The organism is Paraburkholderia ginsengiterrae (assembly GCF_001645125.1).
Classification (GTDB): Bacteria; Pseudomonadota; Gammaproteobacteria; order Burkholderiales; family Burkholderiaceae; genus Paraburkholderia; species Paraburkholderia ginsengiterrae.
In genome coordinates, this window is record NZ_LXKA01000330.1 from 1 (window position 1) to 13100 (window position 13100).

Sequence of the window (13100 nt, forward strand, 5' to 3'; positions counted from 1 at the left end):
CACCCGGCGCATGCGATTCCGCCGCCGGGCGTCGCGTCGATCGATCAGGCGCTGCTCGACGCCTTGAAGGTGAAGGTCGGCGATACGGTGAAAGTCGGCAGCCGCAACTTTACGATCGGCGCTTTGATCACGCGCGAACTCGACCGCGGTTTCTCGTTCGTCAATTTCTCGCCGCGCCTGATGATGCGCTCCGATGACGTTCAGTCCACCGGTCTCATCACCTTCGGCAGCCGCGTTACCTATCGCTTGCTGGTCGCGGGGCAGGACGCACCGGTGGCGCAGTTCGCGCAATTCGCGCATGAGCGGGTGGATGGCGGCAAGATGCGCGGAGTCGCGCTCGAATCGTTGCAGGACGGCCAGCCGCAAGTCCGCCAGACACTCGATCGCGCGAGTCACTTTCTCACGCTCGTGTCGCTGCTTACGGCGTTGCTCGCGGCCGTGGCAATCGCGATGGCCGCGCATCGATATATGCGTCGCCATCTGGACAGTTGCGCGGCGATGCGCTGTCTCGGCGTGAGCCAGGCGACGCTGCGCGCACTGTTCACGCTCGAATTCGTCGGGCTTGGGCTGATCGGCGGCTCGCTTGGCGTGATGCTCGGCTACCTGGGGCATCTTGCGTTGCTGACGTGGCTCGGCAGTCTGATCGACGTCGTGCTGCCGTATCCGACGGCATGGCCGGCGCTCGAAGGGATTGCGGCGGGTCTCGTGCTGCTGCTGGGCTTCGCGCTTCCGCCGCTGCTGCCGCTCACGCGCGTGCCGCCGGTGCGGGTGCTGCGTCGCGAATGGGGCGAGGCGGGGCGCACCGCCTGGGCGGCGTACGCGCTCGGCATCGTGCTGTTCGCCGCGCTCTTGATCGTCGCGGCGGGTGAGTTGAAGCTGGGTGGGATTGTCGCCGGCGGATTCGCGGGCGGCTTGCTGGTGTTCGCGTGCATCGCGCGGCTGGCGCTGTGGGGCGCGGCGCGGGTCGTGCGCAGCGAGCGCGTGAATGCGGGGATCGGCTGGCGCTATGCGTTGGCGTCGCTTGAGAGGCGCAGCGGCGCGAGCGCGTTGCAGATCACCGCGCTCGGCATCGGCCTGATGTGTCTGCTGCTGATCGCGATGACGCGCAACGATCTCGTGGCCGGCTGGCGTAAATCGACGCCGCCCGATGCGCCAAACGAATTCATCATCGACGTACAACCCGACCAGCGCGACGCCGTCACGCAATATCTGAGCGCGCACGGCCTGCCCGGCACGGTGCTCGCGCCGATGGTGCGCGGCAGGCTGACGGCGATCAACGGCAAGCCGGTCAATCCTGACGCGTTCAAGGATGATGACGCCCGGCGCCTCGTGGATCGCGAGTTCAACCTGTCGTACACGACCGAGCTGCCCGACGACAACCGGCTCGCCGCCGGCACGTGGTACGGCGACACGAAGACGCCGCAGATTTCGATCGAGCAGGGGCTCGCCAAGCTGATCAAAGTGAAGCCCGGCGACATGCTGCGCTTCGACGTGACCGGCTTGCAGATCGACGCGCCGGTGACGAGTGTGCGCAAGCTCGACTGGGGTTCGTTCAAGGTCAACTTCTTCGTGCTGATGCCACCCGCGGCGTTGCAGGATTTCCCGGCGACCTTCATCACGAGCTTCCATTTGCCGCAGGAAAAGCAGTCCACGATCGACGGACTGATTGCGGCCTATCCGAACCTCACGGCCATCGACACTGGTCCGATCCTCGCGCAGGTGCAGCGCGTGTTGCAGCAGGTGATCGGCGCCGTGCAGTTCCTGTTTGCCTTCACGCTCGCGGCGGGCGTGCTGGTGTTGTACGCGGCGCTCGCCGGCACGCGCGACGAGCGTATGCGAGAATCCGCGCTGCTGCGGGCGCTGGGCGCGTCGCATCGGCAAGTGCGCGCGGTGCAGATCGCCGAGTTTGTCGCGGTGGGCGCGCTGGCGGGCCTGATGGCGGCGGTGGGCGCGCAGGCCATTGGTTATGTGCTGGCCACGCGCGTGTTCGAGTTCTATCTGAGTTTCGATCCCTGGTTGCTGCCGGCGGGCGTTGCCGCCGGCATTGCGTGTGCCGGCGTCGGCGGCTGGCTGAGCTTGCGGCATGTGCTGGCGCGGCCCGCGTTGCAATCACTGCGGGACGCGTGAATTTTCTATCTGGCTGGTAAGTGGGTATGAGCGATTTGAACAACGAAGTGCCGGCGGCGCAGCCGACGGCCTTCGAACTGGTGGGCGGCGAAGCGCGAGTGCGCGAACTGGTCGACCGTTTTTATGACCTGATGGATCTCGAAGCGGATTTCGCCGGCATCCGGGCTTTGCATCCGGAGTCGCTCGACGGTTCACGCGACAAGTTTTTCTGGTTTTTGTGCGGCTGGCTGGGCGGCCCCGATCATTACATCAGCCGCTTTGGCCATCCGCGCCTGCGCGCGCGGCATTTGCCGTTTGCGATTGCTTCCAGCGAGCGCGATCAGTGGCTGCGATGCATGGCATGGGCCATGGAAGACATCGGCCTTGCCGAGCCGCTGAGGGAGCGTTTGCTCGGCTCTTTCTTCGAGACCGCCGATTGGATGCGCAACCGGAATGGTTGACGACGCTTCTCGGCGGACCCTCCGCACGGTTTTGATTGAGTCGACGGCAGATTACGCCGGACTGCCTCAGGCCGCACGCGCGGTGCTCGACTGCTGGTTCGGCACGCCGGACGAGCCGGACTTCGGCGTCGCGCGTAAAAGCTGGTTTGCCCGCGACGCAGCCTTCGATACGATGCTGCGAGAACGCTTCGGATCCCTGATCGATGCGGCCCGCGAGTCGCGGCTCGACGACTGGACTGCCACGCCGCTCGGCATGCTGGCGCTGATCGTCGTGCTGGATCAGTTCTCACGCAACTGTCACCGCAACACGCCGCGCGCGTTCGACGGCGATCAGAAGGCCTTGCGTACCGCGCAGCAGATGGTCGCGAGCGGCGCCGACCGTGTGTTGCCGAGCGCGCACCATCGCGCGTTCGCGTATCTGCCGTTTGAACATGACGAAACGATGGCTAGCCAGCACGAGTCGATGCGTCTGTTCAAACAGCTGGACGCGGAGCCGGGTGGCGAGTCGTACTACCGGTTCGCGGTACGGCACGCGGAGATCATCGAGCGATTCGGACGTTTTCCGCATCGTAATGCGGTGCTTGGGCGTGTCTCGACGGCTGAAGAAGCTGACTTCCTGCGCAAACCCGGATCATCCTTCTAGCAGCGCGGGAGCCTGCCCCCGCGCCTGCAGCGATAGCGAGCTCTATTTGCCGGGTGCAGCCTGGGCGGCAGACGGCGTGCGCTGGAATACGCGCAGCAATTCGTCCGTGTCGCCCGGACGCGCGCCCGACCAGAACAGGCGCCACTCGCCCGCCGGCTCGCGCGCATTGTCGCGACGGCTCTGCTGGATCAACCACGTGCATTCGGTCGCACTCGTGTCGGCAGTCGGTCGATGCTCGATGCCGCTGTAGTAGTAGAGCATCGGCGCTTCGGATTCGCCGAGCCCGGTGCTCGCCATGCAATCGCCGTCGTTCCATTCGATATTGATCTTCGTGCTGAGGCTTTCGAACACCGAGCGGTAGCTTTTTGCATAGTCGAGCCACGGCAGCAGCAACGTGCTCACCAGCCCCCACGCGAGAATCGCGCCGGCACACCAGCTCAGCGCGCCGCGCCATTTGCCGGCGTACTTGAAGACCGGCAGCAGCCAGAGCCAGCCGAAAGTCATCAGCAAGGCGGCGACGATCAGACCAGGTTTGACCGGCAGCACCCAATCGAGCGGCAACCAGCGGCCCAGGCGATGCAGCGACGCGTGCGTGTTCGCCGGGTTGCTCATGATCGACCAGATGATCCACGCCAGCGCGGCGACGCTGCCGAACAGCACACGGCTTGCCATGTCCCAGCTCACGTGCACGCGGCGCGGCAGCTTCTCGACGCCTTGCATCGCCAGCACGGCGAGCGGGGCGATGAAGGGCAGAATGTAGAGTTCGCGAACTGTCGCCGAGCTTTGCAGCACGGCGAAGCCGGTGCCTGCGAAGATGGCCGGCAGCGCCACGCGTGGATCGCGCCAGCGCCGCCACGCGCCCCCTGCGAGGGCGGCTACGGCAAGCGGCACCACCGGGAAGCCGACGCTTAGCGCCGTGCGCAGCACAAACAGTCGGCTCTCGTTTTCGGAGCCGAGTTCGGCCACTGAAAAGCCGAAAAAGCGGCCGACATTGTTATCCCACAGCCAGACTTTGAAGAGCGCCTCGGAGTGCAGATAGAAACAGATCGGCCAGATCAGCGCGAAGGGCGCGCAGACCAGTGCGGCGACGCCGAGCGCGCCGGCAAAGCTGCGGGTGCGGCAAGCGGGATAGAGCGCCAGCACCGCGCAGGTGGTCGCGCCGAACACGAGTGGCACGAACAGGCCCTTGGCCAGCAAGGACACGCCGACGCCCGCGCCGTACATCGCTGCGCCGCTGAGCACGGCGTGACGCCGGCGGCGCGCGTCGACCGGCAGCAGGCGGGCCTCGTCGCGCAAATGCACGAGCACCAGTTCGAACAGTCCGCAGAAGCCGAGGGCGGCGCCGGCCATCAGCGCGACGTCGGTCATCATGTCGTGCACGTGTTTGATGACGACAAGCGTGCTGGCGAAGAGCGCGAGCGTGCCGATCACGCGGAGGTCGAACCAGCTCGCGGCGGCCACGGCGCGGCGGGCGACGCGTGCCGTGTAGTAGGCGGTCAGCCCGGCAAACAGCGCGCTCGCGAGACGTGCCGCGTCGTGCAAGGGCAGGTAGCGGCCGAACATCCACGCGAGGCCGGCGGCGACCCAATCGTAGATTGGCGGTTTTTCGACGAAAGGCTGGCCAGCGTTGGTCGGCACGACCAGATCGCCGGTATCGAGCATGTGCTGGATGATGCCGAACGTGTAGGTTTCGTCCTGCTTCCACGGCTCATGGCCCAAGGTGCCCGGCAACAGCCACGCGCACAGGATCGCCAGCGCAACCAGCCACATCAGCGGGCGGACGGAGGTGAGCGCGCGCCAGCGCCGTGCGCCGCGCGCGGCGCGATCAGCCGGGCTGGCAGAGCCGGGCGGCGCGGCAGGTTGCGCGGGCGCTTCGGGCTCGGCTGCGTGTTCGCTCAGCGTGAGCGCGGCGTCGCCGGCAAAGCGTGCCGAGCCGGCGGGCGTGCTGTCGGCCGGCTCGGTTGCCGCGGCCGCGGCATTCCCCGTGCGCCAGGGCGCGGAAGATTTTTCTGGCATGAGATCTCTACTCGCCGTACGCAGCGGCATGGGCTGCGTACTGATGTTTTTGGCTGTGGGCCGCACGCAAATGCATGCGAGCCGCAGCGATTGTAGCCGTCGTTTATTACTGTAGATTACAGAAAAGGCGTGCGATCCGTGCGCTAGTTCGGCGCATGACTCCGATTCCACGTTAAATCGGTGGGAATTTGCTGTCAGGAAGGGGTGCGGATTCGCAAGGCCGTGTGCCGCGCGCCGCGGGGCGGGCCTGTTAACGTCCGCCGGACACGTCGAGCAGGGCGCCCGTCACGTACGACGCGGCATCGCTCAGCAACCAGACGATGCTTTCGGCCACTTCGTCGGCGGTGCCGGGACGGCCGATCGGCGTGGTGGCGCCGAGTTGGGCGGCGCGCTCGGGCTTGCCTCCGCTAGCATGGATTTCCGTGTCGATCAGGCCAGGGCGCACCGCATTCACGCGCACGCCTTGCGGGCCGAGTTCCTTGGCGAGGCCGAGCGTCATCGTGTCGACGGCGCCTTTGGAGCTGGCGTAATCGATGTATTCGTTCGGCGACCCCAGGCGGGACGCCGCCGACGAGAGGTTGACGATCACGCCGCCCGTGCCGCCGCGATGCGTCGACATGCGCCGCGCGGCTTCGCGCGCGCACAGAAACGCGCCGAGCACGTTGACGTCGAACATGCGTTTCAGGCGCGCGAGGTCCATGTCGGCAAGCTGGCTCGAGGGCGCGACGATGCCGGCGTTGTTGACAAGGGCGTCGAGCCGGCCGAACGTCTGCTGCACCGTATCGAACATGGCGATGACATCGGCCTCGCTCGCGACGTCGCCTGCCACGGCCACCGCGCGGCCGCCGGCGCGTTCCACTTCGGCCACGGTGTTCTGCGCGGCCGCGAGATTGCTCGCGTAATTCACGCCGACCGACCAGCCTTGCGCGCCCAGCAAACGCGCGGTCGCGCGGCCAATGCCGCGGCTGCCACCGGTGATCAGAACGGCTTTCGTCATCGCAACCTCATGCTTCGGGTAGGGGGCGTTCTTAGACCGAATCGACCTTGATCGCCCATTTGTCCTTGGCGGGCGGCTGATAGCCTTGCAGCTTGCCGATCAGCGCGGCGGGATCGGCATCCACTTGCAGGATGTCGAAATACGTCTGGCGCATGAAGCCTTCGTCCACGGTGTGCTGCAACAGGTTGATCAACGGATCGTAGAAGCCGTCGATATTCAGCAGTGCCACCGGTTTCTGGTGGTAGCCGAGTTGCGCCCACGTGTAGACCTCGAACAGCTCTTCGAGCGTGCCCGCGCCGCCCGGCAAGGCGACGAAAGCATCGGACAGGTCGGCCATCATTTTCTTGCGATGGTGCATGTCGGGCACCACATGCAATTCGGTCAGGCCGTCATGGCCGACTTCCTTGTTCACCAGCAGCTCGGGAATCACGCCGATCGCGCGGCCGCCTTCGGCCATGACCGTGTCGGCGATCACACCCATCAGGCCGACCTTGCCGCCGCCATACACCAGCGCGAGATCGGCTTGCACGAGCGCGCGGCCGAAGGCGCGCGCCGCTTGCGCATACAACGGTTTGGCTCCGTTGGAGGAGCCGCAATACACACACACCGACTTCATGTTCAAACGTCCTTCGGTTCGTTGCGGGGCGCGGCGCCTTCCTTCGGTGGCAGGTAGTCATAAAACTCGCGCTTGGGCATCTTGCCCGACACGAGGTCGTCGAACAGCTGCCGCGAGCGGCCGCGCAGGTAAGGCGCCATCAGCGACACGATCTGCACGCTCACCTGGTGCAGCTCCGCGCGAATTGCTTCCTGCTCGTTGTACTTGCGCGGGTTCATCACGAACTGATAGGACAGCCAGTACGTGCCGATCACGCCGACGTTGGTGGCGATCACGTGCAGTTCCTCGGGTGTGGCGACCATTTCGCCGTCGGCCACGAGCTGATCGCAGAACTGGCTGGCAAAGCGCACCTTGTGGCTGATGATCTGCTTGAAGTGCGTTTCCAGCGTGCGATTGCGCGCGAGCAGATCGTTCAGGTCACGATACAGGAAGCGATAGCGCCACGTGAAATCGACCATGTACTGCAGATACGACCACATTTCGTCGATGGTCGCGCGGTGGTCGTCGGGAAAACGCAGACGCTTTTCGATCTCCTGCTCGAACTGGCTGAAGATGCTGTTGATGATGTCGTCTTTGTTGCGGAAGTGGTAGTACAGGTTGCCTGGACTGATTTCCATTTCCTCGGCGATCGTTGTCGTCGTGACGTTCGGCTCGCCGATTTCATTGAACAGCTTCAACGACAGTTCGAGAATCCGTTCGCGCGTGCGGCGGGGAGGTTTGGCTTCCATGTCGTCCGGCCCTGGTTACGCCGGGCTGCGCGCGCGAGGGCAAGCCGCCGCTGCGTTGTCCACCCGGACGCGGTTGGTATATGTTGAGCGCCCCCAAACCTGTCGCTGCACGGCAGGTCCCCCGAGGGGGCAATCTCCCAATCTCCGAAGGGAATTCCCCTTGGGGTGGGCGACTTCCTGCGGAGCGGAAAACCCGGGGCGGCCCAGCGTTTTCTTGTGAGACTATCGGACGATTATAAACCGAGCGTTCTTATACCAAGCGGATACTCAGGGTTTTCATTTGATGGGGTGGCGGCGCGGCTCGCCGCGCGACGCTAAAGCGGCCGGCGGCGCGGGTTCATAGCCACGCTTTGACCCAGCGCACGACGAGCGGTCCGACGAGCAGCAGCCACGTCATCACGCACATGCCGAGTGCGACCATTACGGCCGCGCTGCCGAGATCCTTGGCGCGGCGCGACAGTTCGTGGCGTTCGAGCGAGATGCGATCGATTGCCGCTTCCACACTCGAATTCAGCAGTTCGACGATCAGCACCAGCAGCACGGAGCCGAGCAGCAACACACGCGACACCGGCTCGACCGGCACCAGCACGCCGCATGGGATCAGGATCGCCGCCAGCGTGAGTTCCTGGCGAAACGCGCTTTCCTCGCGAATCGCCACGCGAAATCCGGCGAGCGAATTTTTCATCGCGTGCCAGGCGCGTGTCAGGCCGCGATTGCCCTTGTACGGGTTGAAGGGCAGCGGGGCGAAGGGATCGTCAGGGCTGAGCGGTTCGTGTTGCGCGTCATGCTGGATGTCGCTCGCGCCATTCACACCCTTCAAACCATGCGCGTGATCCCCTTGATCCGGTGCGCCGGGGTGGGCCACGTCGTCGAACGGCTCGATGCTGGCGGTGTTGCCGTCGGCATCGAGAGCGCTTAGCGCGCCATTCGGCGCGCGTCTTGCAATGGATGGTCTGTTTTGCATGGACGGCCCGGTACGCCGCGCTATACCGCCGCGCTTTCCTCTTGGTACGACGCGCGCGGCAGCGGTTTCAGATGCGACGCGAATTGCTCGGAGGCCGCCGCCCACGAGAAGCGTTCGGCCCATGCGCGCGCGTGGTTGCGATCGATCTTCAAGGCTTCGAGACAGGCCTCGCGCAGATCTTCGTGCATCGCGCCCGCGCCACCGTCGCCGAGCACGTCGATCGGACCGGTGACGGGGTAAGCGGCGACGGGTGTGCCGCAGGCGAGCGCTTCGAGCAGCACCAGCCCGAAGGTGTCGGTGCGGCTCGGGAACACGAAGACGTCAGCCGCAGCATACACCTTGGCCAGTTCGGCTTGCGTGAGCACGCCCAGATAGTTGGCCTGCGGATAGCGCGATTTCAGTTCGGCGAGCGCCGGGCCTTCGCCGGCAACCCACTTCGAACCAGGCAGATCGAGCTTCAGAAAAGCCTCGACGTTCTTCTCGACCGCCACGCGTCCCACATACAGAAAGATCGGGCGCGCGGTGTTGAGCACCTTCGAGTCCATCTGGCGGAAGATGTCCAGATCGACCCCGCGGGTCCACAGCACGACGTTCGTGAAGCCGTATTTCTCGAGGTCGCTCTTGACCACCGGCGTGGGCGCCATGACCGCCAGCGACGGCTTGTGGAACCAGTGCAGGAATTTGTAGGTCGCCGCGAGCGGAATGCCGAAGCGCGCCTGCACGTACTCGGGAAAGCGCGTGTGATACGCCGTCGTGAACGGCAGCTTGTGCTGGATCGCATAGGCGCGCGCGGCCATGCCGAGCGGACCCTCGGTGGCGATGTGCAGCGCATCGGGCGCGAACGCGTCGATGCGCTCGCGCAGCTTGCGGCGCGGCAGCAGCGAGAGGCGGATCTCAGGGTAAGTCGGGCAGGGGATCGTCTTGAATTCGAGCGGCGTCAGCAGATCGACGTTGTGGCCGAGTGCGCTGAGTTCGCGGGTGGTGTTTTTCAGCGTGCGCACGACGCCGTTGACCTGCGGTTCCCACGCGTCGGTGACGATCATGATCTTCATCGGTTTCGGCCCAGTTGAAGTTATAAGGACAAAGCGAAGGATTACGCGGTCGCCCGGGCCTTTTGCACGCCGGCTTCCGGGGCGCGCATCACGGTCCAGTAGATCACTTTCAGTTCGCCTTCATACGTCTCGACGAGTGCCGAGAGACTTTCGACCCAGTCGCCGTCGTTGCAATACAACACGCCGTCGATATCGCGTATCTCGGCTTTGTGGATGTGCCCGCAGACCACGCCGTCGCAGCCGCGGCGGCGCGCTTCGTCGGTCATCACGCGTTCGAACGAGGAGATGAAGTTCACCGCGTTTTTCACCTGATGCTTCAGGTACTGCGACAGCGACCAGTACGGAAAGCCGAGCCGGCTGCGGATGCGGTTGAACCAGCGGTTCAGGATCAGGATCAGGGTGTAGAGCGTGTCGCCGAGATAGGCGAGCCACTTGGCGTGCTGGATCACGCCGTCGAACAGGTCGCCGTGCACGATCCACAGGCGCTTGCCGGCGAGGGTGGTGTGAAACGCCTCGCCGCGCACGTGGATGTCGCCGAACGCGAGGTCGCAGAACTGGCGCGCGGCTTCATCGTGATTGCCCGGCACGTAGATGACCTGGGTGCCTTTGCGCGCCTTGCGCAGCACCTTCTGCACGACGTCGTTGTGCGCCTGCGGCCAGTACCAGCCTTTCTTCAGCTGCCAGCCGTCGATGATGTCGCCGACGAGGTACAGATACTCCGACTCGTTGTGACGCAGGAAGTCGAGTAGGTAGGGCGCCTGGCAGCCGCTCGAGCCAAGATGGATGTCGGAGAGCCAGATGGTGCGGTAGCGGTGCGAGTTGGCGTGATCGTCGTCGTGCTGGCCGGCGTTGGCGTCGAGCGGCACCGGCCCTGTGGGCAGCGGCAAGCCTTGACTGTGAGTGGGTTCCGGGCGGAACGCGACGGGATCGACGCTCGGGCCGGTTTGGCGGAACAGGGAAGTCGCGGACGTTTTGGGGTCCATGGCTCACGCGTCGAGTTGCAGTGCCCGTATTGGGCCGCGCGCGCGTGACTGTGCCGTGACAGTCACAAGAAGTTCTTATTACTACCGAACCTTTAGCGTGAGACGCTGATCACCCGCGTGCCCGCGAGACGGTCGTGCAGGAATTGACGCTGCGGGTCGAAGCGGCCCGTGGCGGCCCACAGCACGAACCAGATGCCCGCAATCGAGAGGGTTTGCGGCAGCGTGAGGCCGAAGAGCGGATGCAGCGCGAGCGGTGGCAGGAACCACAGCCACGCAAGCACATAGCGGACGATCGCGCGGCCGGTGGAGAGCGCCGCGCCGTCAGCGCCGACCACGCGCAGGCGCCAGGTTTTCATCGGCAGGGTCTGGCCGCTGTGGGTCCAGAACCAGACGAAATACAGGCCCACTACGAGGCCGATCCAGCCCGCGAGCAGGTTGTGGTGGGTCAGGCCGTTGCGTTGCTGCGTGAGTGTGCTGAACAGATAGCCGGCGATGAACACCACGCCGAACAGAATGACCGCTTCGTAGAGCAGCGCCGCGAGGCGCCGCCGAACGGTGGGAACGGCGGGCGTGGCGCCGGATGACTCGGCGGGCGGTGTCAGGGTCGTGAGCGGCTGGGACACAGCGGGGCGCGCTCAGGAACCGTTGAAAATCGACGGCGCTTCGGCCGGCGAAACCGGCAGCGGCGTGGCGGGCACGAAACTGCCCGCGGCGGGAATCGGCGGCACGGCGGCGGCCGGGCTCGGCAACGAAGCGCCGATCGCGGCGCTGGCTGCCGCGGCGCTGCTTGCGCCGTGCTCGCGCGCATTGACCAGGCGGTCGATCCCCTTGATTTCGCTGCGGCCCGAGGGCGGCGCGCTGACCACGCTGGGGCGCCGCTTGCGCTCGCTCGCGGCAAGCCGTTCCTTCTGCTCTTCAGGCAACTGCTGATAGGCCTTCCACGCGTTCTGACGGGCTTCGCGCGGCAATTCCTTCGACACCTGATAGTTTTCGCGCGCGACGCGGCGCTGATCGGGCGTCATGCGAGTCCACTCGGTCATGCGGTCATGCAGGCGTTTTTGCGCATCGGGCGACATCTTCGGATAACGCGCCGCGATCTTGAGCCATTTGCGTTTGCGTTCGTCGCTGAAGGAGTCCCATTGGGATTCGAACGGCGCAAGCGCGATATGCTCGGCCGAAGTCAGGCGCGACCACGCCAGCGGGCTGTTGCTGCCGGGCAGGCCGGGCAACTCGACGGCGAGCGTAGGCGCGGGCGCCTTGGCGGTGGCATTGCCGCCGGCGGCGGGCGCGCTGGTGGGCGACGGGCTGGGGTAAAAGCGCGGATACGTCGCGGCGAACGACACGAGGGCCGCGATTGCGCATCCGAAAACTACGGCCAAGCCGCGCTTGTAGCTCACCCGAAAGATCTCCCGCTCAGTGGGCGCGTGAAAGATACGCGTTGAAGCCGTGGTCGAGATAGGCATTGAGCGGCAGGTCGTCGCTTAGCATCGCGGCATCGATATCGGCGAGTTCGGCGGTGCGCTGCTGGTCTTCCCAGTAGGCGATCCCGACGAGGCTCACGACCAGCGCGATGAGCGGCCATGCGAGCGCGAAGCGGCGCAGCGGCGAGCGGCGGCGCTGTGGAAGTTCGGTCTGCGGCATACCGGCCGGCATGCCCGCGAATGAGGGTACGAACACCGGCGCGCTCACAGCTTCGGGCTTCTTGCGGGCGAGCGCGGCACGGCGCGCCGCGGCGAGTCGATCGACGGTGGCGGGTGCGATGCTGGCGGTGTTTTCGTCGAGCGCGCGGCGCACCTGGCGGGCGAACTCGAGTTCTTTGGTTTCAAGGGTGCTCATAGGGTGATTCCTTTAGCCTTGAGCGCTTGCGCCAGCGTGTGGGTGGCCCGCGAGCAGTGCGTTTTCACGCTTCCCTCGGAGCAGCCCATCGCGGCGGCAGTCTCAGCGACATCCATATCTTCCCAATAACGCATGAGAAACGCCTCCCGTTGACGTGCCGGTAATTTTTGGATCTCGTCGTCGATCAACTGCAGAACCTGTTCGCGTTCGAGCTTCTGTTCGTTGCTCTCGGCGCCCGCCGAGCCGTCCTGCGCCTCGAAGGTTTCCAGGGGGTCGAATTCGTCGTCTTCGGAATTGCCGAGCGACGAAAACAGGCTAACCCAAGTATTGCGCACTTTGGCACGACGGAAATAGTCGTGCATCGCATTCTGCAGAATACGCTGAAACAAAAGCGGAAGTTCGGCCGCGGGCCGGTCGCCGTATTTTTCGGCGAGCTTGATCATCGCGTCCTGCACGATATCGAGCGAGGCGTCGTCGTCCCGCACGGCGTAGACCGTCTGCTTGAATGCGCGCCTTTCGACGCCCGCCAGAAAATCGGCGAGTTCCTTGTCTGATGCCATCCGTTGGGGGTCGGCGCAGCGAGCGTGCGCGTAATCGGTCGAAAAATGTCGTAAAACTCGCGGATGCTAACAAATTTCTGCGCTGCTGGGGCGAAACGTGATGCACCTTGCATCTCTGTAACAAGCTTTCGGTCAATC

14 protein-coding genes are annotated in these 13100 nt (G+C 65.1%); 3 read left to right on the top strand and 11 right to left on the bottom strand.

Translation table 11 applies throughout. From position 1 onward, the window contains the following. The 3 genes from A6V37_RS24450 to A6V37_RS24460 all read left to right on the top strand — a co-directional run. Positions 1 to 2127 (top strand): ABC transporter permease (locus A6V37_RS24450; protein WP_064286418.1); only part of this gene is annotated, 2127 nt, incomplete at its 5' end. A gap of 26 nt (positions 2128 to 2153) precedes the next feature. Beyond that, the gene (locus tag A6V37_RS24455; protein ID WP_064272119.1) at positions 2154 to 2567 is read left to right on the top strand and encodes a group II truncated hemoglobin; all 414 of its coding nucleotides are present in this window, start codon (positions 2154 to 2156) and stop codon (positions 2565 to 2567) included. Further along, the gene (locus A6V37_RS24460; protein ID WP_064286419.1) at positions 2560 to 3210 is read left to right on the top strand and encodes a DUF924 family protein; all 651 of its coding nucleotides are present in this window, start codon (positions 2560 to 2562) and stop codon (positions 3208 to 3210) included. The genes A6V37_RS24455 and A6V37_RS24460 overlap by 8 nt, the downstream gene beginning before the upstream one ends. Before the next feature lie 42 nt (positions 3211 to 3252). On the opposite strand, the gene A6V37_RS24465 is transcribed toward A6V37_RS24460, so the two are convergent. From A6V37_RS24465 to A6V37_RS24515, 11 genes are all read right to left on the bottom strand, one after another. After that, positions 3253 to 5226 (bottom strand): ArnT family glycosyltransferase, encoded by a 1974-nt coding sequence (locus A6V37_RS24465; RefSeq protein WP_064286420.1) that lies wholly within the window; start codon positions 5224 to 5226, stop codon positions 3253 to 3255. Between the two features lie 250 nt (positions 5227 to 5476). Next, positions 5477 to 6223: an SDR family oxidoreductase gene (locus A6V37_RS24470; RefSeq protein ID WP_064272116.1), complete on the bottom strand. Its 747-nt coding sequence runs from the start codon at positions 6221 to 6223 to the stop codon at positions 5477 to 5479. A gap of 31 nt (positions 6224 to 6254) precedes the next feature. Then, the gene (locus A6V37_RS24475) at positions 6255 to 6839 is read right to left on the bottom strand and encodes an LOG family protein (RefSeq protein WP_064272115.1); all 585 of its coding nucleotides are present in this window, start codon (positions 6837 to 6839) and stop codon (positions 6255 to 6257) included. A gap of 2 nt (positions 6840 to 6841) precedes the next feature. Next, the gene (locus tag A6V37_RS24480) at positions 6842 to 7567 is read right to left on the bottom strand and encodes a TetR/AcrR family transcriptional regulator (RefSeq protein WP_064272114.1); all 726 of its coding nucleotides are present in this window, start codon (positions 7565 to 7567) and stop codon (positions 6842 to 6844) included. Between the two features lie 337 nt (positions 7568 to 7904). Then, positions 7905 to 8531 carry a diacylglycerol kinase gene (locus A6V37_RS24485; protein WP_075643554.1) on the bottom strand — a complete coding sequence of 209 codons (627 nt, stop codon included), beginning with the start codon at positions 8529 to 8531 and terminating at the stop codon, positions 7905 to 7907. 20 nt (positions 8532 to 8551) lie between these two features. Beyond that, positions 8552 to 9583, bottom strand: coding sequence for a glycosyltransferase family 4 protein (locus tag A6V37_RS24490; protein ID WP_064272113.1), 1032 nt, complete (start codon positions 9581 to 9583; stop codon positions 8552 to 8554). 41 nt (positions 9584 to 9624) lie between these two features. Then, positions 9625 to 10566: a UDP-2,3-diacylglucosamine diphosphatase gene (locus A6V37_RS24495; protein ID WP_064272112.1), complete on the bottom strand. Its 942-nt coding sequence runs from the start codon at positions 10564 to 10566 to the stop codon at positions 9625 to 9627. Between the two features lie 92 nt (positions 10567 to 10658). Next, entirely contained in the window at positions 10659 to 11189 is a 531-nt protein-coding gene (locus A6V37_RS24500; protein ID WP_064272111.1) for an RDD family protein, read from the bottom strand. A 12-nt stretch (positions 11190 to 11201) separates the two neighbouring features. Beyond that, positions 11202 to 11963: a DUF3106 domain-containing protein gene (locus A6V37_RS24505; RefSeq protein WP_064272110.1), complete on the bottom strand. Its 762-nt coding sequence runs from the start codon at positions 11961 to 11963 to the stop codon at positions 11202 to 11204. 16 nt (positions 11964 to 11979) lie between these two features. Continuing rightward, positions 11980 to 12402 (bottom strand): DUF3619 family protein, encoded by a 423-nt coding sequence (locus tag A6V37_RS24510; RefSeq protein WP_064272109.1) that lies wholly within the window; start codon positions 12400 to 12402, stop codon positions 11980 to 11982. After that, complete coding sequence (locus A6V37_RS24515) at positions 12399 to 12962, bottom strand: RNA polymerase sigma factor (RefSeq protein WP_064272108.1); 564 nt, start codon at positions 12960 to 12962, stop codon at positions 12399 to 12401. Before A6V37_RS24515 ends, A6V37_RS24510 begins: the two co-directional genes overlap by 4 nt. Between the last annotated feature and the right edge of the window lie 138 nt (positions 12963 to 13100).

Excerpts from the sequence above, each read along its gene's own strand:
- A6V37_RS24485 (WP_075643554.1), bottom strand. The coding sequence starts at position 8,531 with ATGCAAAACAGACCATCCATTGCAAGACGCGCGCCGAATGGCGCGCTA.
- A6V37_RS24480 (WP_064272114.1), bottom strand. The coding sequence starts at position 7,567 with ATGGAAGCCAAACCTCCCCGCCGCACGCGCGAACGGATTCTCGAACTG.
- A6V37_RS24510 (WP_064272109.1), bottom strand. The coding sequence starts at position 12,402 with ATGAGCACCCTTGAAACCAAAGAACTCGAGTTCGCCCGCCAGGTGCGC.
- A6V37_RS24515 (WP_064272108.1), bottom strand. The coding sequence starts at position 12,962 with ATGGCATCAGACAAGGAACTCGCCGATTTTCTGGCGGGCGTCGAAAGG.
- A6V37_RS24455 (WP_064272119.1), top strand. The coding sequence starts at position 2,154 with ATGAGCGATTTGAACAACGAAGTGCCGGCGGCGCAGCCGACGGCCTTC.
- A6V37_RS24490 (WP_064272113.1), bottom strand. The coding sequence starts at position 9,583 with ATGAAGATCATGATCGTCACCGACGCGTGGGAACCGCAGGTCAACGGC.
- A6V37_RS24470 (WP_064272116.1), bottom strand. The coding sequence starts at position 6,223 with ATGACGAAAGCCGTTCTGATCACCGGTGGCAGCCGCGGCATTGGCCGC.
- A6V37_RS24495 (WP_064272112.1), bottom strand. The coding sequence starts at position 10,566 with ATGGACCCCAAAACGTCCGCGACTTCCCTGTTCCGCCAAACCGGCCCG.
- A6V37_RS24460 (WP_064286419.1), top strand. The coding sequence starts at position 2,560 with ATGGTTGACGACGCTTCTCGGCGGACCCTCCGCACGGTTTTGATTGAG.
- A6V37_RS24465 (WP_064286420.1), bottom strand. The coding sequence starts at position 5,226 with ATGCCAGAAAAATCTTCCGCGCCCTGGCGCACGGGGAATGCCGCGGCC.
- A6V37_RS24475 (WP_064272115.1), bottom strand. The coding sequence starts at position 6,839 with ATGAAGTCGGTGTGTGTGTATTGCGGCTCCTCCAACGGAGCCAAACCG.